This is a genomic window from Methylobacterium sp. Leaf100 (assembly GCF_001422845.1).
Taxonomy (GTDB): Bacteria; Pseudomonadota; Alphaproteobacteria; order Rhizobiales; family Beijerinckiaceae; genus Methylobacterium.
In genome coordinates this window covers 1-25,399 of record NZ_LMMW01000009.1, presented here as the reverse complement: position 1 = coordinate 25,399, position 25,399 = coordinate 1, and the positions used below count along the sequence as shown (strand labels likewise).

The window sequence follows — 25,399 nt, the reverse complement described above, 5'->3', positions numbered from 1 at the left end:
TTTGCGAGAGGATAGCACCTGTATCCGGGTTGGGGTGTATCCCGCCTGCATGCAACCAGGCGTTTTCGGCCTTGGCGCCCATTTTTTTTCGCGAGACCCGTTACCGGCTTGGCCGTGAGCCTTCGATTGTCTTGAGGAAGGCCCTGGAACGCTGGGGCCCCGGATCGAGAAACGAAGGAATACCTTATGAGCGCCAACACCACCAACACGCCCGGCGAAGGGCACAACGAGATGTACGACCTCGCGGTCGGCAACGGGAAGCTGGAGTTCCGGACCATCCGGATCTCCGATCCCGTGCCGACGGGGAGCCAGATCCTGGAGGCGGCCGGCCTGGAGCCGTCCGACGCCTACGTGGTTATCGGCCTCCTGCCCGACCGCGCCATGGAGGATCTTCGCCCGACCGAGACCTTCGACCTGCGGGGACGCGGTGTCGAGAAGGTGCTCGTCTTCGAGACGGACCGCCTCTTCCGTTTCGAACTGAACCGCCGCCTCCTGGTCTGGGGTGAGCGCTATGTGTCGGGACGCATCCTGAAGCTCCTCGCGGGGGTCGATCCGGACGGCTTCGACGTCTTCCAGGACGTCCCGGGCGGGCAGGACATCCTGATCGGCGACGAGACCGTACTCGATCTCGACAAGCCCGGGGTGGAGCACCTCGTCACCGTCGCGCGCAAGCCGAAGACCTATCGCATCAAGGTCAACCGCAAGGACCCCATCGACTGGCCTCGCCCCTACATCACCGGCGCCGAGGTGAAGCAGCAGGCCGGCAGCCCGCCCGACTTCGTGGTGAACCTGAAGGTGAACGGCCCCGGCGAGGACCCGGAGATCGCGGACGGCCAGAAGGTCGACCTGACCCCGGACGGGGTCGAGCACTTCACCACCCGCGCGCCCTCGACGCAGTTCGGCTGATGTCCTTCCTTCCCGAGGACGACCGGGACTTCCTGGCGGACAAGGCCTTCTCGTACGAGGAGGTCTCCGCCCTACCCGGCCAGCGAGCCATCATCGTCAAGGGCGTTCCCCTGCCGCCGGGCAAGTTCCTTGCCCGGGAGCCGAACGGGGTGAATGTCGCCGTCGCGGCCTGTGACGTTCTCGTCATGGTCCCCGACGGCTACCCGAACACGACGCTCGACAGCTTCTATATCGCCCCGCACCTGTGCCTGGCGGCGAGCCTCCAGCTACCGCCGAACACGGGCGGGCCACAACCTCTCTTCGGCCGCGACTGGCAATTCTGGTCGCGGCACCTGACGGGACCCCACGTCTGGCGGGCGGGCGTCGATGGCCTCCAGACTTACTGGAACCTCATCCTTTACGAAATCCGGAGGGCCTGATGCGCTACACCGCAACCATCCTGCAGCACCACCACGATCAGCTCTTCGGTCACCTGATCAGGCCCGACGGGCTGGAGCGCGTCGCCGTCGCGATTCTCGGTCGGAGCCGGATCGGGCATGATCCGTGGCGGGGAGACCGCGAGGAACGATTCGTCACGCGCGAGATCCTGCCCGTTCCGGACGAGGTGCTCCTCACCCAATCGGGGGTCCGCGTGCGGTGGCCGACGAGCGCGATCCAGAATGCGGCCAAGGCGGCCGAGCAGAAGGGATTGGCCGTGGCTCTTATCCATAGCCACCCTGGCGGCTCGCTCTGCTATTCCGAGCTCGACGATGCCGAGGAACCAGGCGCCATCGAGGTCATCTTCAATCGGAACGGTGGCGACCGTCCCCATCTCTCGCTGCTGATGGATGGCGACGGCGAGATGATCGGTCGTGCCTATGACAGTCACCTTCGTTCGCACCCGCTCTCCATGCTGCGGGTGATCGGGGAGCGGTTCCGATTGCGCTATCCCGGCCGCGATGCCGAGGGCGCGCCGATGTTGGATCGCCAGCGCCGGGCCTTCGGGCGGGCCTTCTGCAACGATATGCGGGCCCTGCGCATCGGGGTGGTGGGATGCGGGGCGACCGGATCGGCGACGGTGGCGCTGCTGATGCGCCTCGGTGCCGGTCATCTCGCCCTCTTCGACAATGACGTCGTCGACCGGACCAACCTCAATCGCCTGCACTTCGCCCGGCAATCCGATGCCGACCTCGGCACCCTCAAGGTCGATGTCGTTGCCCGAGAGGTCGCGGGCGCCGGTCTCGGGGTCCAGGTCCGTGCGTTTCCCTACTGGGTAGGGGACCCGCGCTGCCGTGACGCCCTGAAGGCCTGCGACATCGTCTTCGGATGCACCGACGACCATCAGGGGCGTGGCCTGATGAACAGCCTCGCCTACGCCTACGGCATCCCGGTGATCGACATGGGCATCCTGATGAAGCTGGATGCCGCCGGAACCGCGTTCGATGTCCTGGATGGTCGTGTCACGGTCCTGACGCCGGGGAACACTTGCCTCCTGTGCCGGGGGCTCATCGATCCTGCGCGCATGCGCGCCGAGGCCCTGAAGCGCAACGACCCGGAGGGGTACGAGCGCGAGCGGGCCGCGGGGTACCTGCCGGACGAGGGCGAGCCCGCCCCGGCCGTGGTCAGCTTCACCACGGAGGTGGCCAGCATGGCGGTGAACGAGATGATCCATCGCCTTCAGGGCTTCCGTGGTGAGGGCGGCGCCTGGGCGGAACGCGTCAGGCAGTTCCATGTCCCGAAGGATTTCGACATCCGGGCCGGCAAGGCGCCGGTCGAGGGATGCCGAATCTGTCATGCGCAGCGCCTCTGGGGCCGTGGAGATATGGAGCCGTTCCTTGACCAGGTTTCCTGATTGGAGGGCATGGGCGTCGGGCTGGAAAGCCCCGCCGCGCCTTGTCCGCATTCTCGTCCGCCTCAGGCTGCTAGCACGACCCGACTTCGTGGAGACGGTCGTCGAGGAGCACCCGGACCCTGACGAAATGGACCCCCGCACCCTCTACGTCGTGAAGAGCGGCCCATGGCCGAAATGGGCCGTCTTCAAATGCCCCTGCGGGTGTGGGGATGTGATCGATATATCGATCGCTCAAGGCAAGAGCAGTTGGTCGTGCCAATCGGACCGGCTTGGCAGGCCGAGCTTGAAACCTTCGGTTTGGCGTCACGCACGATGCTACTCGCATTTCTGGCTCGCTCGGGGGCGGGTCAACTGGTGTGGTGATACGGGTAAGCCGGTCAAATAAATGAGGATCGCCCAATGACATCGGGAGGAAGGCATTCGCCTTGATTTTCTGAACGCCCCACCTTGGCGACGCACCGTGCCCACTCCACTCTGATGGAATGGCACGATGCGTTAACAGCATGCTGTCATAACAGCATGCTGTTCGATCCGCATGGTGAGTGCCAGTGGTACCGAGACTTGAGGCAAGCGCTGTCAACGAGAAGGTGATGGTCTACGTGCCGTCGGAGATACGTCGGGCCGTCAAGCTCCTCGCCGTCGACGAAGGTCGGACGGTCAGCGATGTCTTCGTGGACGCAGTCCGCGCCTATCTCCTCGCGCGTGACCGCGACATTCTACCGGCTCCGGCCCCGTCGACAGCCCCTCTCCTCGAAGGGCAGGACATCCTGAGGCCCCTCGTCGACCTACTCGCTCGTCAGGAGGTCCTTCTCATCGGGATCGTGGAGCGGCTGGACCTGCCATCTCGTCAGCCACGGGCGCGAAACGAGACCGTGGAAACGGCGGCGCGTGCTCGGGCCATGTCGATCATCCTGGCCGCCTTGACGAAAGCGGGGCCTGCGGGCCTGACCCCCGGGGAGCTCAACCAGGCCGCCCGGGCGGTGGACCTGGACCTGGACCATTATGGCGTGGCCAAGGAGGTACTTCGTGCCGGGGGCCTGATCCGATGCCTGGGCAATCGGTGGTCCATCCCCTCATAGCCGGCTGGGCCCAGGGGACCGCGGACCTGGCGGAATGCTGAGTTTTCGGGTGGCTACAGCCGAAAAATCGTCCCGAAAGTTTCCCGAAGGTTTTGCCGGCTCCGAGGGAACCGGATCGCACGAAACCCAATCCGTCACGGTGCGAACGCATCAAAATCAATGACTTGGGGACAGGTAGTTTCCTATCCGTAAACACGCGGTAGGGCCGCAGCCCCCCGTTCCCGACGGTTTCCCGACGATTCCCAGGGCCATGGCTCCCTCCCGGTCCCTGTCCGCGCGGGTCTGTTCCGCCCGCCATGGCGACAAACCTTGTGGCAGGGCGATTCGCAACCGATCGTGGTTGTCCGACAGGGGCCGCCATGACCATCCAAGACCGTAATCGAGCATGCGGCCCCCATCGCTTCGGGGCCGGCACGTACTGGGGGCGAGGACCGCTTCGAATTGACATCTCGATTGGGGTATTCTCCTCCGAGGGGACCGCCCTGGACTACGCCGCACGCTGTTGCTCCGTGCGAGCCGCCGGGAGGGACCTGCTCCTCCGAATGGACGACGGCACGGACTTCAAGCTCGGCGATGAAGACTGCCTTGCATACGACGCCGATATCCTTGCGGTAGACCATTCCTGGCCCGACGCGGCGCTGCCATGGCAAGAAACGCTGGCCGCCGTCGCATCCGGCCAGCCCTTCGGATGTATCGCCCGCGTCGCACTGTGGGTGGCATCCGACCTACGGCCCACGGCGGAGGAGATGCGGGCAGGCGCAACCGACTTGGTGCCGCTTCAGTGCGGCCACAGCGCGAACTGGTTGCGCGATACGACGTCCATGTAGAGGTCTACGCCCGCCACTACATCCTGCCCCGGACGCAAATCCAGATCGCCGCGGCGCGGCCTTGGCAGTCCGCAGACGAGATACGGCCGATCCGTGATGAGCCCCCCCGCCAGGGCATGCGGTCGGCATGACAGACAGGGTGCGATGCGCACCGTTCCCCCGGATGGGACGGCCAATTCCTCGGATCGACATCTGATCACCGCGTCGCGCACCGTCGTTCTACGCTCCCTCGTAGGACGGAGCACCACTGCGACAGGGTGCAAAGGCCGGCGCGCCTCTTTCAGTGCCTGTAGCCGCCCGTACAGCCGTCCGAGTTCGTCCGGTTCGTAGAAAAAGTCCCGCCACGGGATAATGGCACCTCCGTAGGAGATCCGTACGACATCCCTGATCTCGTCCGTGTCCCCGAGTCTCGCGATCAGCGCCAGCAGCGCCTTGGCCCGACGCAAGTACCTCGACAGCGCCCTGACACCCGCCACGTAATCGGCCCCCTCACGGGCTTCGGGAGCGGCTTCCGCCCTATCTGCGAGCGCGGCGAGGGACCGTATGTCATCGAAGACGATGTTCAGCCGGAATACCGCCCTGCCGTCCGGCCCTATGACAATAGGCCTCCGCCCCTCCTCGAAATGCGCCGATCCCGCGACGATCCGCGTGACGGTCGCCGTCACGTCGAACCGGCAGTTGCGGGCGTGCACCGCTTTCGATTTCCGGCCGAAGTAAGCCTGGACGTTGCGCTTGTTTTCCGATTGGCGAGGGACGTGACGAAGTTCCGCGTTGCAGCGGACGTCCACGCAGGTCAGTGCGCCCGGTTGATCGAGTTTATGATACGTTCCGGCATCGACGATGATCGTTGCGGCAGGTGGCGGGCGTACGAGCCGGGCCTTTGGCATCTTGAGCGCCATGGGATGGTTCCTTGATCGCCGGGACATTCTCTCGCCGCAGCAATTCCGCGGCTGCGAGAGAACGTCCCGCTTCGAACACCGGAAGCATGTTCGGCATGACCGAGCGATGCCCCCGAAATTTGGCAAGACCAGGGTGTTGGTTGGGTCGACCGCCGAGGCTGGCTTCACGCATACGCAGGGGAAGTTGCATCGCCCTACCGACCGGTGGCGAATGCGAGCGAGTGGCAGAAACCTGTCGGATAGTACCCACTCGAAGCCTCCGAGATGGGTAGATTTCGGCCTGTCGGCTTTCGGGTGAGAGAGCAAGGTATTGCGACGATCTGCTTCTCCATCAGGTGTCGGTATGGAGAACGCCTGGCCTGATGACGCCCGCTTCGATGGCCAACCAGACCAGATGGGCATCGTTTCGAGCACCAAGCTTAGCTTTGATGCCATAGTGGTAGTTCTGAATGGTTTTTGGGCTGAGATTGAGTGCCTTGGCAATGGCCTCTGTTGTGATGCCAGATGCCACGAGTTGAAGCACTTCCACCTCTCGGGGAGCGAGTTCGTCCAGTGGCGAGCGCTTACCTCCGAGTCGTTCCGCGGCAAGCTCTTGAGCGATATCGGCGCTGACGGCCTGTCCGCCACGGACCACTAGGGCAACTGATCGGATCAGTTCCTCGGGTGCACTGCTCTTGGTGACGTAGCCTGCGGCCCCTGCCTCGAAGGCCTTTAGGGCGAAGGCCGCCCCTTGATGCATAGTGAACACCAGGATGCGAGCGCGAGGATCCCATTGTCGGATATGCCGGACCGCCTCTAGGCCGCTCGGTCCCGGTAGGGTCAGATCCATAATCACCACCGTCGGGCTACTCGCCTTGTAAGCTCGGTAGGCCTCGGCCGCCGTCTCGGCCTCGGCCACGACACGGTATCCCGGCTGACGCTCCAGCAAGCGGCGGTAGCCCTCCCGCACGACCGGATGGTCGTCCACGAGCAGGATCGCGGTCTCGTTCATGCGGCAAGTTCCATCGACGCCAAGTCTCGATCAGCCGTCTGGTTGGTTGGACTTGGCGATTGGTCGGCGTTGGACTCGCACGGAATCGTAGCTTCGATGCTTACGCCGCCGGGGGCAGAATTGATGTACAGGGTTCCACCGAGGGCACCGATCCGCTCCCGAATGCCGAGGACGCCCTGACCGCGACCGGTCTCCACGAGCACCGCGTCGCCCCCGCCATCGTCCACAACCGCGAGTTCTATCCGATCCGGCGTCCGAACGATCCCGACATCCACCCGGGTCGGCCGTCCGTGGCGAACGGCATTGGTCAGGCATTCCTGCACGATGCGGTAGATGCTGAGGGCCATCGGTCCGCTCAATGTGGAAAGGTCCCCGGAGAAGCTCAGGTTGAAGGGGGCGGGTTTCGCGCTGCGTCCTGGCCACGTGGAGACAAGGCGGCGCAATCCATGCTCCACGCCGAACTCATCGAGGTCCGGCGGGCGCAGACGCGCAAGCGCATTCCTGAGCGTCCCCATCATATCACGGGTAATCCGGCCGATCGCGCGGGCGTCGTCCCGCAACGCCGGGCGATCGCTTGCCTCGGCCTCGATGGCGCTCGCCAAGGCGCCCGTGGCGGTCAGGCATTGTCCGAACTCGTCGTGGAGATCCCGGGCGAGGGCGCGGCGCTCCTCTTCCTGAACAGCGAAGAGACGCCGGGTCAGGGCGGTCCGCTCGGCGTCGGTGTGCTGAAGTCGCTCGCTCAAGGCATTGACGGCTTGCGCGATGCCGTCGAACTCCTGCGCCCGAAAACGGGGCAGCTTCGTGGCGTGATCGCCCCGCTCCATCCGTCCGAGACCTCGGGTGATGACCCGCGCCGGCCGCAAGGCGACACCGATCACCAGCGCGGCCAGAAGGGCGATGCCGCCGGCCATGGCGGCGGCGGCGGCGATCAGCACTCGCACCTGCCGCCAGACCTGGCGGACGGCCGCGCCCCGGTCGGGCGTCGTCACGACGGTGCCGGCTTCCCTGCGGTTCAGGGTGACCACCCGGCGGATCGGCGCGATATCGCCAAAGGCCCCGCGATAGAGCCCCTCGAACCAAGCCGGGGCCGGCCGGCCGGCCGTTTCCAGGCCGCTGCATTGCTGGAGGGTCGCTTCACCGGCCCAGGTCAGGGCGACGCAGTTCCCGGGGCTGATGAAGCGCAGGGTGTGCGAGCTGCGCCAATCCGGAAAAGCATACTTGGCGAAACGCCCGGTGCTGCCGCGCCATGTCAATTCCCGCCAGGCGAGTTCTTGTGCTTCGCGAACCACCCGGTCGGCCGACGCCGCCGTCTCCTCGCGAAGGCCTTCATGGACCTCGGCGACGACCCAGGCCGTGGCAAGGCTCAGGCAGAGTAGCACTACGGCGGCCACCCGGAGAATCAGCCCGATGAAGAGACCCATGCCCTCGACGCTCCTCGCATACCGCGAGGAAGAGGCACGCAATCGCTCGATGCTTGCAAGGTGCCCTGCCGACGATCAGGCAAAATGCCCAATCGACGACGGGGATCTTGCCCTACCGAGAGGCCGGGCGGGTCCGTAGCGTCCGGTCCGTCGGGCTGCTCCGCGAGACCATCGAAGAAGGCAGCCGGCGACGGGAGGAAATCCATGAAACACGCTTGCCTTCTCGGCTTGGGCCTCGTGGCTGCGGGCGCTACCGCCGCACTGGCCAACGACGACGTGCTGAAGCGCAGCCAGGACCCCAACCAGCAGGTGTTGCAGACGCTCGACTACGCCAACACGCGCTACTCGAAGCTCGACCAGATCAACGCCGGCAATGTGAAGAACCTGCAGGTCGCATGGAACTTCTCCACCGGCGTGCTGCGCGGCCACGAAGGCTCGCCGCTGGTCATCGGTGACATGATGTTCGTTCACACGCCCTTCCCCAATATCGTCTATGCCCTCGATCTCAACAACGAGGGCAAGATCCTCTGGAAATACGAGCCGAAGCAGGACTCGTCCGTCATCCCGGTGATGTGCTGCGACACGGTCTATCGCGGGCTGGCCTATGCCGACGGCGCCATCATCCTACACCAGGCCGACACCACCCTGGTCTCGCTCGACGCCAAATCCGGCAAGGTGAACTGGTCGGTCAAGAACGGCGATTCGAAGATCGGCGAGACCAATACGGCCACGGTGTTGCCGGTGAAGGACAAGATCATCGTCGGGATCTCCGGCGCCGAGTACGGCATCCGCGGTCACCTTACCGCCTACGACGCGAAGACCGGCAACCGCGTCTGGCGCGGCTACAGCGTCGGATCGGATGACGACATGATCGTCGATCCGGCGAAGACGACGTCGCTCGGCAAACCGATCGGCAAGGATTCCTCCCTCAAGAGCTGGGAGGGTGACCAGTGGAAGACCGGCGGCGGCGCGACCTGGGGCTGGTACTCGTACGACCCAAAGCTCGACCTTGTCTACTACGGGACCGCCAATCCGTCGACCTGGAACCCCAAGCAGCGTCCGGGCGACAACAAGTGGACCATGGCGATCTTCGCCCGCAACCCCGATACCGGCATGACCAAGTGGGTCTATCAGATGACCCCGCACGACGAATGGGACTACGATGGCATCAACGAGATGATCCTCACGGACCAGAAGGTCGATGGCAAGGAACGACCGCTCCTCACCCACTTCGACCGCAACGGTTTCGCCTACACCCTGGACCGCGCGACGGGCGAGGTGCTCGTGGCGGAAAAGTTCGACCCCGTGGTGAACTGGGCCTCGAAGATCGATTTGGACAAGGCGTCGCCGACCTATGGCCGTCCGCTGGTCCAGGCCAAGTATTCCACCGACCAGAACGGTGAGGACACCAATACGAAGGGTGTGTGCCCCGCCGCCCTCGGGACTAAGGATCAGCAGCCTGCCGCCTTCTCGCCGAAGACCCAGCTGTTCTACGTGCCCACCAACCACGTCTGCATGGACTACGAGCCGTTCCGTGTGAGCTATACCCCCGGCCAGCCCTATGTCGGCGCGACCGTCTCGATGTACCCGGCCCCGAACAGCCACGGCGGCATGGGCAACTTCATCGCCTGGGACAACCTGAAGGGCCAAATCAAGTGGTCGAACCAAGAGCAGTTCTCGGTCTGGTCGGGTGCGCTGGCTACCGCTGGTGACGTCGTGTTCTACGGGACCCTCGAAGGCTACCTTAAGGCTGTCGACGCCAAGACGGGCAAGGAACTCTACAAGTTCAAAACGGCTTCGGGGATCATCGGCAACGTGATGACCTACACCCACAAGGGCAAGCAGCACCTCGCCATCCTGTCGGGTGTCGGTGGCTGGGCCGGCATCGGCCTGGCTGCCGGCCTGACCGATCCGAACGCCGGTCTCGGCGCCGTGGGCGGCTACGCCGCGCTGTCGAGCTATACCAACCTCGGCGGTCAGCTCACGGTCTTCGCCCTGCCCAACTGACCAAATCCCCGAATTGCACCCGCTCATTCCGAGCGGGTGCCCCCGGTGTTCTCCGGTGCAACGACCGCTGCCCGGAGGAACGGCGTGACGCCCTCGCGCCAGCGATGAAGAGGGCTGTTTGCGACAGTGACTGATCCGACCCCCGCGTGACGTACGTCCTCCAAGCAGTTGTCGCGCGGACATGGATCGGCGGGCTTTCGGGCCCGCCTTTTTTTTATGAACCAGAACATGATTGCCGAATCAAATTCCAACTTCCGGCGAACGTCCGCTTCCAAGACCGATACAGTTCGACTGCTACGGTGAGGTTGGGTCGGAAAGCGGACCTAGGCCATGGGTTCCATCCGTCAGATTTCCTCCATCAGGTCGCATCCGCAAGAATGCCACCGGGGCTTTCCGGCCGGCATTCTACATGGAGGGGACCGCGCCCAGACACGCATCCCGACCTTCAAGCGACGATGGCGAGATGCCCGGGGGCGCGACGCGCTGCCAACCCTTCGGGCCGGGAGACCCGCGAGGCGGCGACATCCACGCGACGTCGGTCATGCGAGGCGGCCTGATCGGAGACGTCGTCGTTCGCGGGCGTCGTCATCACCACTGGCAGCGCCGGCGTCGGCACGAGCGAAAGCAGCGGCATGGCCTTCCTGAGCCCGCGGATATCGGCGATGGCCTCGGCGGCCTCCTCCTGGCCCTCCAGCGTCCATTGTCCGTAGACGCGAACCATCGTCTGGACGGCCATGCCGAGGAGATCGGCAGCCTGGCGCACATCGACGCCGGCGATGCGCAGGTAGGTCGCCGCCGTGTGGCGAAGCGTATGACGGACGACGTCCTTGCCCAGCCCGGCGTCCTGGATGATCGTATTCCAGATGTAGTCGGGGCTTCGGGCGTACGGGGTGCCGTCGAGCTTGTGGATGACGTGCTCGATACCGGCTGCGAGATCCGCGTCGCGCCACCGTCGCAGCGTCGTGACCGTCCTCTCGGAGATCTTGGAACTCGCACGCGGCTTGCCCGAGTTCGGGTCGAGACCGAAGCCGCGCCGGTGAATCAGTCCGGCTTCCAGGTCGAAGCAGCCCCCCTCCGCCGAGATCTGCCACCTCGTCTCGCGCATCGCGGTGTTTCGGGTGCCGGTGGTCACGCCGATGAACACGAACCGGCGTACGGGCTTGCGCGCTCGGATCGTGTCGGCACAACGCAGCACCCGCCGGGTGACGACGTTCCCGTCCGCGTCCGCCACGGTCTCCGTCTTCCAGCCGTTGGTTTCATGGTCCCAGATCCGGCCGCGGATCGCCCAGTAGATCCGGTCGAGCTCGACCGGCCTGAGCCAGCGGGTCCGTCCGGGTCCCGCCTTCGGCAGGTAGACCTCCGGATGCCAGGTCAGGGCATGCTCGTCGGCGTAGAGCTTGATGGCCCTGCTCAGATCGTAAAGGTCCTCACGTGCGCTCGCCTCCTTCGCGAGGGGCGCATCCGGGTTGTTGGGAGAGTAACGGGCATCCGGCAGGGTGATGCGCCACTCGATGAACGCCTTGCACTTGACGGTCGTCACGTCCTTGAACACCGCGTCGCCGAAGAATTTCGAAAGGGTCGCGAGCCGGGTGGAACGCATGAGGTAGCTGTGGGCTGCCTTCTTACCTGCGGTCGAAAGGGGCCTGTCGGCGTCGAGGAGGTGCGCGAGGGCCGCGACGACCGGCACCATGCGCGGCGCGACGATGCCGCGCTCCTTGGCGCCCTTCTGCAGCTTGTACAGGTCAAGGAGGGTTTCGGCGTCCGCCCGAAGCCACGGCGGCAGGCGGGTCGAGATCTCCTTCTTGCCGTCGCGGATGTAGAGCGTGGCCTCCCCGCCTTCGGACTTGGCCTTCCGCTCCACAAGGTGCGGGCCGATGGGCGCGGGCCCACGCCTCCTTTCGAACTCCGGGACCGCCGCCGCCGCAGTCATCAACACCTCGCGGATATCCTCCGCGGCACGCGCGAGCGCGCCCACTTGCATCGTCTCAGCCATGATTCTAGGGTCCGTCATCCTGTGCCCGCACCTGTGCGGGCGTTTCGGGAGGCGGACGCGGGGCGGATCTTCCGCCAAGTTGAACGCGCCTCGTGTCCGCCGACTTGCTGCCCCACCCACCTACGTGGTGAGCACGGCAGATCTCTTCGCCCCACGCCTCGGGCGTGAGCGATCCCGGCCGAGCCTCTTGGCTTCGGCGAGCTTCATCTGGAACAGGGCCTGAGGCGACGCCTCGGTCCGGTCCGGCTCCTTTTCTCTGCTGCCGACCTCGTCGACGCCCATCCGACGGATCGCCATCGGCGTGGTGAAGAATTTGCCCGCCACCTTGGTGACCGTCAGCGTTCCATCGCGCTCGGCCGTCCGCAGGGTATTGGTGGTGATCGGGCCCGCCGGCCAGAACAGGGCGGCGGCCTCGGGCAGGGTCAGCAATTCGTCGTCGGCCCACTCCTCCATACGCGGCCGGTCGGCGATCCTCGGGGGGATCCGGGTGGATCGCTTGGCCGGCGTCTCCTCGCGATGCAAACGATCTCCGTCGCGGGAGTCAATCGGGACGGCCGGCGCATCGCCTGGGGAAGGCCTCACCGGGCCGGTGCCTCGGTTTCCCCCATCCTCTCCGTTCCCCGGATCGGGAGCCTTATCCTTACCGGCCACGGCAACGGCGCCTTCGCAAGCATTTGACGAAACAGCGGAAACCGACGCCGTCTCGGTTTTATCCGGTTCCTCGACCGGACCGCGATGATCCTTTGGCAATCCTTGTGACAGGCCACTCGCGGCTTCCGGTCCCGAGGGGTCGTCGCAAGGATTGGCGGCGCTGTACCCTGCGACATCTCGGCACGAAATAAGGCCGGTCGGCGCCTGGACTTCAGACCCCAAATCCAAGGCCGCCCCCATCGGCACCGATGCCGGCTTGCGTGATTCGGGCACGGGATCGTCATGCACGGCCGCAGCCGATGACTTCGTGTTCGCCCCCTCGGCCGGGCGCGACGTCCGCGCGGCATGAGCCGCCACTACCGGGTCCACGGGCGGGAGCCCTGGGGATGCCACGCGTGGCATCCTCTGGACGGCATCCCCTGGGATGCCGTCCATGGCTGGCTCTACCTTCCTAACGTCCTTTCTCGTGGCATCCCGGTTCACCGGCGCCGCTGTCACGGTCGCTTCGGCCGGGCGAGTGGCTGTCGCCTCTCCCTTCTTCGCCGAGGGCCGCGTTCGCACCAGGTCGACTTTGGCGGGCGGGATGATGTGGATCGCGCGCAGGATGCGGGTGATGGCCGTGTACATGGGTGAACCTCGCCGTGGTGGAGGTTCGATTGTTCCCGTGCGATCCTGTTTTTCCAAATCTCACGGCATCAGCATGGCTATTGGTCCTATCACAAGCCATGGATGTCATCCCATGGGATGACAAATATTGAAGGGTGACTGGTCGTCTCCGGCGATTCGTTCCGTTCTGAGAGCGCTGCGGGCACCGATGGTGCTTGCGATATGACGTGTGTTGATTTCGTCTTGAAACGTCGGCGGCATTCGATCTGATGACAAGTACGATACGTAAATCTGATCGATAAGATTTTATCGGTGTCTGAATTGTTGCCTAAATTGTCATCCCCATTCATTTAGAATTGGCATCCCTCTAGGATTAAACGCTCCCGGTGCTTTCATGGCGGTCCCGAACCAGATTGGTTCGATTCGCCTGAAAGGGGGCGGACATGCCGTTCATATGGCTTCGACAGCGCCTTGTTCGCTCGCAAATTCTCGCACCGACGCCCGCTGCGGCCGGCGGCGATGCTACTGCCACCGAGTCCCCTGCGGCCCGCTGGCCCGCCGCTGCTATAAAGGTACCGTCGCTCGCCACTGCGACGCGGGACTACGCCCGCGCCATCGACGCGGACACCTTCGACAGATTGGGGGCGGCCGAACACAGGCGGCTGTCGCTGGCGATGGGGGCGGAGATCTGGGCGTGGCAGCGCGCCCGACGCCTGACGTCCCAGACCCCGTGGCGTGCGAGCCCGGCCCGGGAGGAGCGTTGCGAGCGCATCAGCGCCATGCAGCAGATGATGGACGACCTCGCAACCTGGGAACATGCGCTCGCGGCCCTCGACGCCGAGACCGCCCGTGCCCGGATCTACGACCGTCCCGTACCTCCCGATCTGGAAGTCCCGTCTGCGGTCATGCGGTTGATCGAGGCGAAGCGAGCCGCGGCCCTGGAGCGGGCAGCCCGCCGACAGACCCGCACCGATGGCGGCGGTGGCGGGCCGACGCTCGTCCCGGACGACGCCGTCCATCATCCCCCGCCCCCTCGCAAGCCGATCTAAGGACCCGGCCGCACCGAACACGACCAAGAACGCGAAAGACCAAGAAAATGAGCGACACCTCGTCGAACTCGATCCCGGCCCGTTCCGGCACCTCAAACCCCATCCAGCCGTCTCCCCCTTCGAGAACGAGGCGACGTGGACTGTACGTCCGCTTCGTCACCCGCATGAGCGGGGAGCTCAGCGAGGCGGTGACGGCTCTTGCCCATCGCGACGGGATCACCGCCGGGGCCTGGGTGCGACGCCTCCTGCTCGATCGCGTCGCGATGCAATCTCCTGACGACGCGCGAAGCGGCCGGCCGATCCGCAGGCCCGAGGAAGACCACGCGGCCATCGCCGCCGCCATCCGGGAACTCGCCCGGGTCAGCACCGCCCTTTCCGTCCGTGACGAGGCCTCGGCGAAGCAGAGCCTGCAAGAGGCCAGGTCGCTCCTGATCCCGCTCGTCGTGCGCCGCCCCACCCCGTGATTTCGGGAGCGACACGCGGGTCGGGGCATGGGGACGCCCTTCCCCATCACTTGATGAAGGCCGAGAACGAGGTCGCGATCATCCCGGCACGGGGCCTCGGAAGTCTCACGCTCCACGATCAGGTCCGCGAGCTGGTCGCCCAAGCCGCCGGTGGCCGCACGGACAGACCGATCTACCACGTGTTCTGCAGCCCCGATCCGGCGATTGCCGACAACGCCGCGGCCCGGGGGCGTTTCTGGGCCCTGTTCGAGACCGAGTTCGGAATGGCCGGCCAACCGTACTGCGGGGTCGAGCACCGCAAGGGCGGACGCCTTCACGAGCATCGCGTCTACGGCATCGTCCGCCCTTCCGGAACGGTGGTGAACCTGTCCTGGGATTACGCCCGTCGCGAGAAGTGCGGGCGCATCGTCGAGTTCGAGTTCGGCATGGAGGCCGTTCCCTCGAAGCACGCCCGCTCGATTGCCAAACGCCTTCGGCAGGACCGCCGATCCGACGTCGCGGATTGGCTCGTCGCATCCGGCGCTACCGAATCTGCACGCCCCGTCGCGAAGCTCACGCCACGGGAGCGGATGACCGAAGAGCGCACCGGCATCGGGCTCGACGACCTGCGGCGCGCGACCCTGGCGGCCTGGCGCGAGACAGGGAACGGTCCGGCCTTCCTGGCCGCATTGCGGGTCCGCGGGCTCGACCTGCGCCAGGGTCGCGTCGGCCCGGTCGTCGTTGACGCGAGCGGCGCGACGCATCTCGCGACGCGGATACTCGGCGCGGCGGCGCGACACTTCGAGGGTGCGCGCATTCCCGCGGCGACGGTGAAGGCGCGCCTGTTCGATTTGCAACTGGAAGGAACGACGGATGGACGACGCGGACATCGTGCGGCGCCTGGAGACGCAGGAGCGCCTGCTTCACGCGATCCTGGCGGCCCTGGGGCCCCCGGACCAGGACGGGTCGAATTTCGACGACCTGGTGGAGACCCTGTCCGACCTGACGGTGGCGGTATCGGACGTCACGGAGGCGGTCCGGGCACTGCGATGGGAAGGCTCCGCTCGCTCACCCCGTCCCGCCGGCACGTCCTCCGTCGAAGGCTGAACGGCATCGATCCGATGCTGGCCCGGTATGCCGCCACAGCCGCCCGAGCCCGTCACGCGGCAGATCGGATCGACGCCGAGGCCACGAGTGATCAGAGGCGAGCCTGGACCCTATGGGGGCTCACCGACATCTGGGGCCTTCCGCTTCGATAGCGTCTTGCCATCGGCGAAGACCTTGCGGCCGAGCGGACCATCCCAACCGGGCAGGCGGGCATAGGCGTCCTTACCCCGCTGCTCGAAGTATCGCGCGGCTTTGGCGCGAACCTCGATCTTCTTGCGGAGCGTCGCCTCGTCCATGGGCTCTTTCACGAACCGCCCCATGCGCATGGTCCCCCGCGAAAGGCGCTCCAAGATCCATCCGGCCGACGTCGCTTCCTCCGGGGGCAGGATCTCGTATGCCTCCCCCATCACCTTTTCCCAGTAATCCTCCGACCGGGCGTGATCGAGCCGCTCGCGTAGCCGCCTAACCTGATCGCGTAAGGTCGCATTCTCGGCCCGCAAAGCTTCGGTCTCGGTCCTCAGGCCGGCCGCCTCCGCCCGGGCGGCCTCCGTCTCGACCATCGCCTCCACCCTCAGGGCGTCGTTCGCCCGGATTTCAGCGGCCCACTTAAGGCGTTCGTCCTCCCTGCGCGCGTCGGCTTCCCCCGTCGCGGCGGACCAGACCGCTTTCATGAATTTCGCGTGGTCGTCCTGGAGGCGCTTCGGAAGGCTCTCGATCCGGGGCCTGGGGGTGTAGTCGCGGACGACCTTCCACAACTTGAGGTGAGGACCGACGGTACGCTCGGTGCCGCCGACGTACGAAGCGTCGCCCGGTTGGCCATAGCTTCGCAGTTCGGCGAGGACGGTGCCCATCCAGACGGGTTCCTTGCCGCGCGCCAGGACGTCGTCGGCGGCCTTCCAAACTTGTTCCTGGGTCGGCATGCGCGTCCCTCCGGGACGCGATATTGCGGGCGTGCCGCTTAACAATCCCCCCCTACAGGAAAGGGGAAAGGGGAACGACACTTCCGCTTTTCCCTTTCCCGCCCTGACGGGTGATACCGAATGGCCAAATGACCACCACGTTTACATCCATGGTTCTCAAAGAGCTTGGACATGGTCGCTCGATTTTTTAGACGGCAGCGGTCCGACCCATTCGGCGATCCGGTCGGCGACGGCCTCCCACCCCCTCTCCAGCATCATGTCGTGGGCCATGCCCGGGAAGAACTCCGCGGTGGTACGGTAGGCCGCGGCGACGGCCTCGACCTGTCGGCGTGTGAAGATAGCGTCATCCCCAGCACCGAGGACGAGGATCGGCACCGTCACGCGCGACGGCTTGCAGAGGTCGAGGGCCATCAGGTCGACGTAGGCCAGGAAGGCGTCGTCCTGGAGGCGACCGAAGTGACGTTCGACGTCGGCGTCCGGCATCGACGCGGAGAAGAACAGGCGCCGGGCCTTGGCGGGCGTCGAGATCATCGCCGTCAGGCTGAAGGTCGCGTTCGCTCGGAGGACGCCGACCGGGTCTTGCCGGAGAAGACGAAGGGTGGTCGAGGCCACGCCGTAATGCGGCATCGGCGCGAGCAGCACCGCTCCGGCCGCCTTCCCATTCTCAAGGAACTTCTGGACGAGGAACCCGCCCATGGAGTGGCCCACCAGGATGGGTGGGCGCGCCAGGGTTCGGACGACGCTCGCGATATCGTCCACGAAGTCGCGCACCCGTGTCCAGCGCAGTCGGTCATGGCCTTCACTGCCACCATGGCCCCGAAGGCTCATGGCATGGACTTCCCAGCCTTGAGCGGCGAGGCGGTCGAGGAACCCCTCGTCCCAGCACCAAGCCGCGTGCCACGTGCCGTGAACGAACAGTAGCGGAGGTCTCGACGTGCGAGGGCCTTTCGACAGGACCTCGATCCTCGGGGTGCCGCCGTCCGCCTCTGTCCGCATGGGTGCGGCATGGATCTCGACGGCGTCCCTCACAGGACGAGGTCGACGGTGAGATCCTCAGGGCGGATCGGGAGGTTGAACCGGACCGCGATGCCGTCGTCGGAATGCCGAACGACGGTGGCGTGCCGCTTGCCCACGGTCACGATCTGATCGATTGCAGGGCGGGGCTCTGACATCCCGATGGAGGCGCCCGTCCGGGACACGTCGCGGAGGAACCCGGCCCGCGGCCCGGTGGCCGTCCGAACGGTGACGTCGGTCCTGCTCGGGATGATGCGCGGATGCGCGCGCAGGTCGTCCGCACCGGCGGCCCGACAGCGATGCCATTCCAGCCGTGCGGCAAGGCGAGACCGGAGGGCCTCGGTGCCGGCGACCGCCATGACGAACCCGTCCGCCCGCGTCCGCGTCACGACACCGTCGAAATAGCCCAATCCCTCCACCTGGCAGGTGACCCGGTCACCCCCGGCGGGTTCGCCTTGCCCTCGGACTTCCAGGGCATCCACCGACGAAGAGCGAACGGAACAGGGATACTCGCCCTTCCCATGCACGAGGAGCCTGCCACCGAGGACCACCGGCGCAGTGTCGGAGATTATCGTCACAGGCTCTTCATCCAGGACATCAGGGTGGCGCCGTGTTCGAATTGGGCCTGGGAACGATAGCTGCCGTCGACGTCGCGGGGATTCACGCCGTACTTCCGGCGGAAGGCCCGGCTGAACATCTTCTCGGTCTCGAAGCCGCATTCGAAGCCGACATTCGAGATGCGGCGGCGCGGGCCGCCCTCCAGCCCGGCGAGGATACGCATCGCCAGTGATAGGCGCCGGTTCCGAATGTAGGTGGCGATGCCGCCGTCGGGCTCGAACAGGACGTAGAGCCCCGTGCGGGAAATCCCGAATCTGCCGGTGATCTTCTCGATCCCGAGATCGAACGAGCGGATGTCGGTGTCGATGAACTGCCGGATCTCGATGGCGAGGATGGTCTGCGGCGCATACGGTCCGTCCCGGGTCGGGTCCGTGAACACCGCGTTGGCGAGGGCGACGGTCGCGACCGAGAGGCTGTCGCGCTGATCCGCACTCGCCGCCTCGATGCATTGTCCGAGGCTGCGCAGGTGATCCGACATCAGCTTGGTGATCGGGTTCGCATCGAACCGAAACGAAGTGCAGTGACGGGACGACAGGTCCCCCAGTCTGCTCTCGAACGAGCGGCGGGGCATCAGGAGGTTGAAGCTCGTGACCTCGCCGGTGTCCGAGACCATCTTCTGGGATAGGTCGAAGACCGAGAAATGACCGGCCCCGACGTTGTCCTCCCGATCTCCGTAGCGGACGCAAGCATTGCCCGACAAGTAGATGCGCAGAAGTAGGTGATCGACTCCCTGTTGCGAGATCTGCTGCGGTAACCGTTCTATCCTTTGACGGGGCGCCCTCAGGCGACCGAACAGGCAACGCTGCAGATTGTAATTTTCCATCATTACGTCGCGAGGAACAATCACGTCCTCGTCGATATAAGCATGAAAGACCGGCGAGATGGCATCACGCCATGCCTGCTTGCGCTTTCGATCATCACCAATATCGCCAGGTTGCTGATCGATGATCATCGCAAGTGTGATCTTTTACGCGAACTTTATTCGACGCGCCTCGACCAATTGGCTCTGGCTTTCTTTCTCGTGATGCAATCGGAATCCGGTGTCAATGCTCTGGGTTGCAGAAAACGTCAGAAACGACCTCAAAAACTGTTGAAATGCTGTCTTGGACAAAAAGTACCTTGATCTGTACAAAAAGTACCAAGTAATCATTGGGTAAAGCGGGATATTTATCAGGTCGTAAACCACGGAAAACCACCCTTATCCTGTCGCCAAGATCAGCGACCGACGGTATCGGTTGGGAATTCTTCATGTCTTCTGCCATCACGCTCTCTGCCGCCACGCGCCAGAACCTGCTATCGCTGCAGGACACCGCCGCGCTCGCGGCGACGAACCAGAACCGCCTGTCCACCGGCAAGAGGGTCAACTCCGCCCTCGACAACCCGGTGAACTTCTTCACCGCGCAGAGCCTTTCGGACCGGTCCTCCGCCCTGTCCGGCCTGCTCGACGGCATCTCGAACGGCGTCCAGACCATCCAGGCCGCCAACACCGGCGCGGCCAAGATCGCGGACCTTGTGAAGTCGCTGCAATCGACCGTCACCCAGGCCCAGAGCGCCGCCGCCGCCAATCGCCCGACCGTCACGGGAGGGGCGCTCGCCACCGCCGCCGAAGCAAAGGCGACGGGCTCCAGCCTGCGCACCACCGCGATGGCGATGAAGCTCGGCGGCACGGCGGGCCGACCGACCGACGCCAGCGCGGGGTCGCTCGGCATCACCGGCGCCAAGCTCGCCGTCACGCTCACGGATGGCGAGAACACCTACACCAAGAGCCTCGACCCGACCGCGACAGTGGGAGACCTCGTCGACGCGATCAACGCCTCGGGCCTGGCCTCGGCCTCGGTCGACGACGCTGGCAAGCTCACCGTCACCGGCAATTCGGACAAGCTGCAGGTCGGCGTCGGCGGCGGTGCGGATGCCGCCGCAGCTCTGGTGGACGCTAAGGCTCAGACGGGAGGCGGCAACGTAGCCGTCGGCTTGACGGGCCCCGCCTATACGACCGGTCTCTCGAACGACAAGACCTCGGCGGCACGCACGGCGCTCGCCTCGCAGTTCAACGACCTGCGCACCCAGATCGACCAGATCGCCAAGGATTCCGGGTTCAACGGCACCAACCTGCTCGGCGGCGATACCCTGAACGTGATCTTCAACGAGAAGACCGGCAAGGATCAGTCCAAGCTCTCGGTTGCCGGCCGCACCCTGAGTGCCGACAGCCTCGGCATCGCTACGGCGGTGAATGGTACCGCCGGCGCGGATCAGTTCAACATCCAGACCGACAAGGGGCTGGCCTCGATGCAGGACACCCTGAAGACGGCGCTGGCCAGCCTGAAGAGCCTGCAATCCGGCTTCGGCTCGAACCTGTCGAGCGTGCAGACCCGCCAGGATTTCACCAAGCAGCTCGGCAACATCCTCGATACCGGCTCGGCCAACCTGACCAGCGCGGACATGAACGAGGAGGCGGCGAACTCCCAGTCCCTGTCCACCCGCAACTCGCTGGCGGTCTCGGCGCTCTCCCTCGCCAACACCGCGCAGCAGGGCATCCTCCAGTTGCTCCGGTAATCGCCGCCGACTTCTCGTGCGATCCGGCGGACGGCCGGGTCGCGTGGAGATGAAGCCGTCCGCAGCCTGCGCCCGCAACACACCGGCACCCAGCGTGCCGCCCGCCGAAGCGTCCCGGAATGAAATCGAACCGAATCTGTTTCCTGATCCTCGTGGCGAGCGTCGCCCTTCCTTCGGCGGCGCGAGCGGGTCCGATCACCAACCAATGGTCGGCTGAAGCTACCCAGTCGCGCGATGGGCGCGCCTACCGCACCGTGGTAACCTTCGCCTACGACGGCAAAGTCTCGAATGGACGGGCCCTCTGGCTGGTTGACGTCCGGTGCGAGGCGCGTGGCCCGGGAACGGGTGACGTCTCGTCCGTCACCGGGTCGGGCACCGCCATGCTCGCCCAGGGCGGTTGGGCCGGGACTGCCCCGCCCCTCGGCGACGTCTACGTCATGGAAGCCGAGAACGACTACCAGGGAGGTAAGGGCGAGCTGGAGGTCGGCAACCCGAACTGCGCCTCCGGCATTCCCACCGTCAGGCAGGGGCTCCATAGGGCGGCGGCACCGCCGCCTAAGGCCGAGCCAAGCGACAGGCCGAAGACCCCCTCGAAGGCCCCTTCGGCCACCGCAGGGACGGCGTCATCAGGCGACCCGCCCCCCGGGAGGCCGTGGATGCACAACGGCAGCATGGTGTTCGCCGATCCCGAAAAAGGCCTGATCGTCTACCACGAGCCCAAGGCATCCATCAGGGACGTCGTCCCCCACGGCACCGTGCTGTTCCGTGGACGCCTGGACGTCAATCGGCCCGTCGTCGGTACGGCGTACGCCTTCAAGGCCGGCTGCCCGCCTGCCCCGTACCCGGTGACGGGCACCTATTCGGATCACGCCTACACCCTGAAGCTCCGCGGTGCTGGCCCAATTCGGCGCGGCTGCGAGGTCGTGGGCTACTCCGACCGCAGCCCGCACGCCACCCTCCTGTTCAAATACCTCCTCGACGATTGAACAACGGATCTCTCCGGCAATCTCGGCATTCGGCAACGATTCGACCTAGTTCTCTCCCCCAAACTGGAAATAAGTGAGCTCGTCATGGAAACCACATTGATGATGATTTCTGTTCTTTCGTTTTTCCTGTTCATCGTCCTCCCCATCGCCATGTGCGTCATGATCGGCCGATACGTTATCCGGAAAGTAACCGGCCAGAAGCCGGAAGCGCTCCTGCAAGCGACGCATCGGTCGGTCAACGACTGGGTCCAGAAGCCCTAGCCAGCGCGTGGGTCGGCGGAGGGACCGCTCCTTCCTACTCTCGCCGACCCGCAACCGGCAGGCTTTGACACGACAGTCGGCCGTCGAGATCGACGCACGCCTATGTTCCGCAAGGACCAAATGCGGTGTCCGGCCTGATCCTCAAGTCTTCGGCTTTTCTGGGAGCCGACGACGTTGGCCGCTAATACTCCCTGCAGGCATTCGAGAGAGCTTGCTGAAGCCGCGGGGGGAGATACTCTACCTCAGGCAGATGCAAGTCGCGTGAACTTAGGGGGGATCGGTCCCTGCGGATTGATCCCCCAGACTGGCCCAATTCGACTGGCATCCTGCGTATAACCCATGCCCCCAGTCCGGCCATATGTCTGATTTTTTGATTTCGTGACCTGCATTCCCTGGGCGTTGACGCCAGCTTCCCGGGCTGAAATACGTGAGCTCGTGTCACCGGGGCCTGGCACAGAACATCGACAGGTTCAGTTAGAAACCTGCCTGGATTCAATGGCTTATCCGCGTTGCGGGGAGATTTTCCCTCCGTCTCCGCCAGATCGTTTTTCTCAAGAATTTCAATCATATAGCGCGGCACTTGTATGCCGGTTTGTAGATTTTTTGTGGGCGCAATTTTGTAGCTATGTGGTTTTGCTGGCCCGTGGCGATCTCGCTAACCCGTGCCTAGTGCCGTTGGAGACGAGGCAGGAGCCGTTGAGGTAGCAGATCGGGAAGGCCGGGCTGCCGTCGCGATTGACGATGCGCTGGAGGGCGTTGGAGCCTACGCCTTGCGGGCGCCGTCGCACCAGCTGGCGATCGGCTTGTAGCGCGCGTCCTCGCGGGGATCCGCGTTGACGCGGGCAACCTCGTCGCGAAGGTAGGCCCGCAATCCTAGGACATCGGGCGGGGTGACGCGATACCCGATCAGAATCATGCGAAAGCCCGTGTCGGCCTTGGACGTGCGCTTCACTTCGGCGCACAGAGAGACCACCACCTCGAAGCTGACGACCTCGTTCATGTCGAGCTTGTTCGAAAGAGTGGCGAACAGGTGCTTCTCGGTCTCGCGATCGAGATTTAGCGCGGCGGCCGGGACCGCTAGCGCCAGAAGGGCAGGAAGGACGTATCGGATCACGGTTGAGGTAGCCTTATGAGAGGGAAGTCGCCGGCACTGGCGCTTTCGTCGGTCGAGGTAGTCTAGCCGCACCAGTGACCGCGATCCGCTTAAGGGCTGAGGCTGGGTAGCTCCCAGCGAGAACATCGGGAGCATTGGCCGGCGCGCAGGTGATTTCTTCCCCGTCCACGTCTCGAACGATCATGTCGGGGGTGATTAACCGCACCATATCGCCGGGTCGTAACGCCCTGGTGAGGTCGGTGTTCGGGCCGGATTGGACTTTGGCGCTGGTGGGCTATTCGGCGATCTCGTTGTCCTCGGGCAATGCGTCGAGCAGCGTGAAAAACGCTCCGATGCTGTCCGGCGCGGCCTCGCAGACGATCCACGCTTTGGATGAGATACCGCCCTCGATGATGGCAAAGTGGCCAAGGGTCACGTGAAGGTCGTCGTGAGTGCCCAGATCGCCGGTGCAGGCACTCGTGCAGGAGACAGCCGGATCGCGACCGGGCCAAGTTCGCTCGCTATCGCAATCCCAAATGATGCGGTGGATCTGGTCGGCGGTGATGGGCAGAGGCTTCATACAATGATGCACGCTCGTCATGGCTAACATTCGTTGTAGTTGCCGCCGGGGGGCGCGAGACCTCTATCTCTTGCTGTGACCATCGGTAAGCTGAGGTTAATGCGGTCGTAGGCTGATCCAGCAACCGGGTGCCCGTTGGATCGCCGTAGCGATTCACCAGCGGCCGCCATGGGCTCGGGTGCGGCCGTGATTATTTCGAAAGCCGCCGGGCTGTGGCGGGCCTCCAGAGCTAACTTTTGCGATCAGGGCCGAACCAAGTGTTTAGGTGGGTGCCGGGCTTCCGGAGCCGGGATGATCTGTGAGAGGGTTGCCCGCTCGGTGTCACCGCCTCCGCCATATCTTAAATACTGTTCTAACAAAGACACATAATCATACTATAGGAGAAGCGGTGACACCGGACGGGCAACCCTCTCCGGATAAGAACCCCTCCGGAATGGGATTTTTCCTTCAATCAAAGAATGTTAGCCCTCAATCCGGCCATCTCAGCACGGATAGGGTTGCCCGCTTTCTGTCATCGGCGGCCATGGGCCGTCCATTGTCTCTAATCCCGCAAGCTGGGTGAGGCGATGAAGGCTCCGGCGGCGGTCAAATTCGGGACCAAGGCGGTGTGCGAACTCGGCTGGAGTAGGATCTACACCCTGTTCCAGCCGCATCTGCAGCAGGAGCACCCGGCTCCGAATGTAGCTTCGCCGATGCGGTCGGTATTGCCGCTGCCGGGCGCCATCGGTCGCGAGCCACGCCCGGAACGCCAGAATTTCGCCCCTCACTACCTGCCGCCCAATCCTTGGCGGGCTTGGCATCACCAGCCCGGCCAGGGCGTCCAAGGCTACGGCCTTGTCTACCGCGCGCCTACCAGCACGGAGCGTCGCTTGATTCGTCGTGTTCCGGCGCCGAGTCTTCGCCTGTGCGGCGACGCGCTTCTGTTCGGCGCGTAGGGCATCCGCTGCCGCGTCGAGCGCTTTCGTGGCGATCTTGTGACGCCTCCTGCTCTCCTGCCAAGCTGCGATGCCGGCGGAGCTTACGGCATAGCTGAGCGTTTGAGGTAGGGCCGGTGCGATCTCTCCAGACATGACTTCTCGAGCGGCACATTCCGCTTCCGATAGGTCATAGCCTTCACTATGTTCCGTGGGCATTGGTCATATCTTCCAAATCCAAAGGCCGTCGCGAGAAGGTCCGCAGCGACCTTTCTTTTTTGCCTCGGGCTCAATGCGTAGCGATGGCAGTTCGGATCATGTCGGCGAGGTCGCTTGCGTAGCTCGACGGCGTTGCGAACTTTTCAGTTGAGTGGGTGGTCTTCGACTCCAGGGAGAACACAACACCTCGCCCATGGCGGCCAATCTTGAGGGTGGCCCCGTCAAACTCCATCGGCACTGCCCGACCGGTCGGGAGTTCGAACTTTCGGGACGGGTTCGGTGTGCCAGCGGCGCCGTCGAGCACGGTCGCTAGTAGCAGCGCGACAAGTTCATCTGATCGGCCCCCACGAGGTGGTCCGAGGATAAAGTTAGTGCACGGTTGGCCGCTCCGCCACGGGTAGCTTGGCCGGCGGAGCTGGTCGGGCGAGCGC

The 25,399-nt window shown here is 64.8% G+C and carries 25 protein-coding genes; 13 read left to right on the top strand and 12 right to left on the bottom strand.

Translation table 11 applies throughout. From position 1 onward, the window contains the following. Positions 1-186 precede the first annotated feature (186 nt). The 5 genes from ASF25_RS07225 to ASF25_RS22620 all read left to right on the top strand — a co-directional run bounded on the left by ASF25_RS07225 (position 187) and on the right by ASF25_RS22620 (position 4,643). Complete coding sequence (locus tag ASF25_RS07225) at positions 187-906, top strand: multiubiquitin domain-containing protein (RefSeq protein WP_056304153.1); 720 nt, start codon at positions 187-189, stop codon at positions 904-906. Further along, positions 906-1,325, top strand: coding sequence for an E2/UBC family protein (locus ASF25_RS07220; RefSeq protein ID WP_056304151.1), 420 nt, complete (start codon positions 906-908; stop codon positions 1,323-1,325). The genes ASF25_RS07225 and ASF25_RS07220 overlap by 1 nt, the downstream gene beginning before the upstream one ends. After that, positions 1,325-2,737 carry a ThiF family adenylyltransferase gene (locus tag ASF25_RS07215; protein ID WP_056304149.1) on the top strand — a complete coding sequence of 471 codons (1,413 nt, stop codon included), beginning with the start codon at positions 1,325-1,327 and terminating at the stop codon, positions 2,735-2,737. Before ASF25_RS07220 ends, ASF25_RS07215 begins: the two co-directional genes overlap by 1 nt. 590 nt (positions 2,738-3,327) lie before the next feature. Continuing rightward, positions 3,328-3,816, top strand: a complete 489-nt coding sequence (locus ASF25_RS07210; protein WP_056304147.1) for a hypothetical protein — start codon at positions 3,328-3,330, stop codon at positions 3,814-3,816. Between the two features lie 542 nt (positions 3,817-4,358). Then, complete coding sequence (locus ASF25_RS22620; protein WP_156368901.1) at positions 4,359-4,643, top strand: hypothetical protein; 285 nt, start codon at positions 4,359-4,361, stop codon at positions 4,641-4,643. On the opposite strand, the gene ASF25_RS07205 is transcribed toward ASF25_RS22620, so the two are convergent. The 3 genes from ASF25_RS07205 to ASF25_RS07195 form a co-directional block, all read right to left on the bottom strand. Beyond that, entirely contained in the window at positions 4,595-5,542 is a 948-nt protein-coding gene (locus tag ASF25_RS07205) for a hypothetical protein (protein ID WP_156368900.1), read from the bottom strand. The genes ASF25_RS22620 and ASF25_RS07205 overlap by 49 nt on opposite strands. A gap of 331 nt (positions 5,543-5,873) precedes the next feature. Beyond that, positions 5,874-6,533, bottom strand: coding sequence for a response regulator transcription factor (locus ASF25_RS07200; protein ID WP_056304143.1), 660 nt, complete (start codon positions 6,531-6,533; stop codon positions 5,874-5,876). Beyond that, positions 6,530-7,954: a histidine kinase gene (locus ASF25_RS07195; RefSeq protein WP_056304141.1), complete on the bottom strand. Its 1,425-nt coding sequence runs from the start codon at positions 7,952-7,954 to the stop codon at positions 6,530-6,532. Before ASF25_RS07195 ends, ASF25_RS07200 begins: the two co-directional genes overlap by 4 nt. A 204-nt stretch (positions 7,955-8,158) precedes the next feature. On the opposite strand from ASF25_RS07195, the gene ASF25_RS07190 reads away from it, so the two are divergent. Further along, complete coding sequence (locus tag ASF25_RS07190; RefSeq protein ID WP_056304139.1) at positions 8,159-9,961, top strand: methanol/ethanol family PQQ-dependent dehydrogenase; 1,803 nt, start codon at positions 8,159-8,161, stop codon at positions 9,959-9,961. Positions 9,962-10,406: 445 nt separating this feature from the next. On the opposite strand, the gene ASF25_RS07185 is transcribed toward ASF25_RS07190, so the two are convergent. Together ASF25_RS07185 and ASF25_RS22615 are read right to left on the bottom strand one after the other, a co-directional pair. Continuing rightward, the gene (locus tag ASF25_RS07185) at positions 10,407-11,954 is read right to left on the bottom strand and encodes a tyrosine-type recombinase/integrase (protein ID WP_056304138.1); all 1,548 of its coding nucleotides are present in this window, start codon (positions 11,952-11,954) and stop codon (positions 10,407-10,409) included. A 120-nt stretch (positions 11,955-12,074) separates the two neighbouring features. After that, positions 12,075-13,232: a hypothetical protein gene (locus ASF25_RS22615; RefSeq protein WP_156368899.1), complete on the bottom strand. Its 1,158-nt coding sequence runs from the start codon at positions 13,230-13,232 to the stop codon at positions 12,075-12,077. 422 nt (positions 13,233-13,654) lie between these two features. Here ASF25_RS22615 and ASF25_RS07175 point away from each other — a divergent pair, with 422 nt between their 5' ends. The 3 genes from ASF25_RS07175 (at position 13,655) to ASF25_RS07165 (ending at position 15,810) form a co-directional block, all read left to right on the top strand. Continuing rightward, positions 13,655-14,260 (top strand): hypothetical protein, encoded by a 606-nt coding sequence (locus ASF25_RS07175; protein WP_056304133.1) that lies wholly within the window; start codon positions 13,655-13,657, stop codon positions 14,258-14,260. A 164-nt stretch (positions 14,261-14,424) separates the two neighbouring features. Beyond that, positions 14,425-14,724 carry a hypothetical protein gene (locus ASF25_RS07170; protein WP_056304131.1) on the top strand — a complete coding sequence of 100 codons (300 nt, stop codon included), beginning with the start codon at positions 14,425-14,427 and terminating at the stop codon, positions 14,722-14,724. A gap of 852 nt (positions 14,725-15,576) precedes the next feature. Next, a complete protein-coding gene (locus ASF25_RS07165; protein WP_056304129.1) occupies positions 15,577-15,810 on the top strand; it encodes a barstar family protein in 234 nt (77 codons plus the stop codon). 110 nt (positions 15,811-15,920) lie between these two features. Here ASF25_RS07165 and ASF25_RS21830 read toward each other — a convergent pair whose 3' ends face one another. The 5 genes from ASF25_RS21830 to ASF25_RS23360 all read right to left on the bottom strand — a co-directional run bounded on the left by ASF25_RS21830 (position 15,921) and on the right by ASF25_RS23360 (position 19,624). Continuing rightward, positions 15,921-16,730 (bottom strand): DNA-binding protein, encoded by an 810-nt coding sequence (locus ASF25_RS21830; RefSeq protein WP_082502524.1) that lies wholly within the window; start codon positions 16,728-16,730, stop codon positions 15,921-15,923. A gap of 156 nt (positions 16,731-16,886) precedes the next feature. Further along, the gene (locus ASF25_RS07155) at positions 16,887-17,759 is read right to left on the bottom strand and encodes an alpha/beta fold hydrolase (protein WP_200927285.1); all 873 of its coding nucleotides are present in this window, start codon (positions 17,757-17,759) and stop codon (positions 16,887-16,889) included. Beyond that, positions 17,756-18,322 carry a PilZ domain-containing protein gene (locus tag ASF25_RS07150; protein WP_156368898.1) on the bottom strand — a complete coding sequence of 189 codons (567 nt, stop codon included), beginning with the start codon at positions 18,320-18,322 and terminating at the stop codon, positions 17,756-17,758. Before ASF25_RS07150 ends, ASF25_RS07155 begins: the two co-directional genes overlap by 4 nt. Beyond that, a complete protein-coding gene (locus ASF25_RS07145; RefSeq protein WP_056304125.1) occupies positions 18,319-19,314 on the bottom strand; it encodes a helix-turn-helix domain-containing protein in 996 nt (331 codons plus the stop codon). The genes ASF25_RS07150 and ASF25_RS07145 overlap by 4 nt, the downstream gene beginning before the upstream one ends. Positions 19,315-19,405: 91 nt before the next feature. Continuing rightward, complete coding sequence (locus ASF25_RS23360) at positions 19,406-19,624, bottom strand: hypothetical protein (protein WP_156368897.1); 219 nt, start codon at positions 19,622-19,624, stop codon at positions 19,406-19,408. Between ASF25_RS23360 and ASF25_RS07140 the strand changes: the two genes are divergently transcribed. From ASF25_RS07140 to ASF25_RS22600, 3 genes are all read left to right on the top strand, one after another. Continuing rightward, on the top strand, positions 19,611-20,915 hold the full coding sequence (locus tag ASF25_RS07140; protein ID WP_056304123.1) for a flagellin: 1,305 nt from the start codon (positions 19,611-19,613) through the stop codon (positions 20,913-20,915). The genes ASF25_RS23360 and ASF25_RS07140 overlap by 14 nt on opposite strands. A 119-nt stretch (positions 20,916-21,034) precedes the next feature. Continuing rightward, positions 21,035-21,901: a hypothetical protein gene (locus ASF25_RS22605; protein WP_156368896.1), complete on the top strand. Its 867-nt coding sequence runs from the start codon at positions 21,035-21,037 to the stop codon at positions 21,899-21,901. 84 nt (positions 21,902-21,985) lie between these two features. Further along, positions 21,986-22,162, top strand: a complete 177-nt coding sequence (locus tag ASF25_RS22600; RefSeq protein ID WP_156368895.1) for a hypothetical protein — start codon at positions 21,986-21,988, stop codon at positions 22,160-22,162. Positions 22,163-22,925: 763 nt separating this feature from the next. Here ASF25_RS22600 and ASF25_RS07125 read toward each other — a convergent pair. Both ASF25_RS07125 and ASF25_RS07120 read right to left on the bottom strand, forming a co-directional pair. After that, positions 22,926-23,276: a hypothetical protein gene (locus ASF25_RS07125; protein ID WP_056304116.1), complete on the bottom strand. Its 351-nt coding sequence runs from the start codon at positions 23,274-23,276 to the stop codon at positions 22,926-22,928. A gap of 274 nt (positions 23,277-23,550) precedes the next feature. Then, entirely contained in the window at positions 23,551-23,856 is a 306-nt protein-coding gene (locus ASF25_RS07120; protein ID WP_156368894.1) for a hypothetical protein, read from the bottom strand. 545 nt (positions 23,857-24,401) lie between these two features. Between ASF25_RS07120 and ASF25_RS22595 the strand changes: the two genes are divergently transcribed. Further along, entirely contained in the window at positions 24,402-24,770 is a 369-nt protein-coding gene (locus tag ASF25_RS22595; RefSeq protein ID WP_156368893.1) for a hypothetical protein, read from the top strand. The last annotated feature ends 629 nt before the right edge of the window (positions 24,771-25,399 follow it).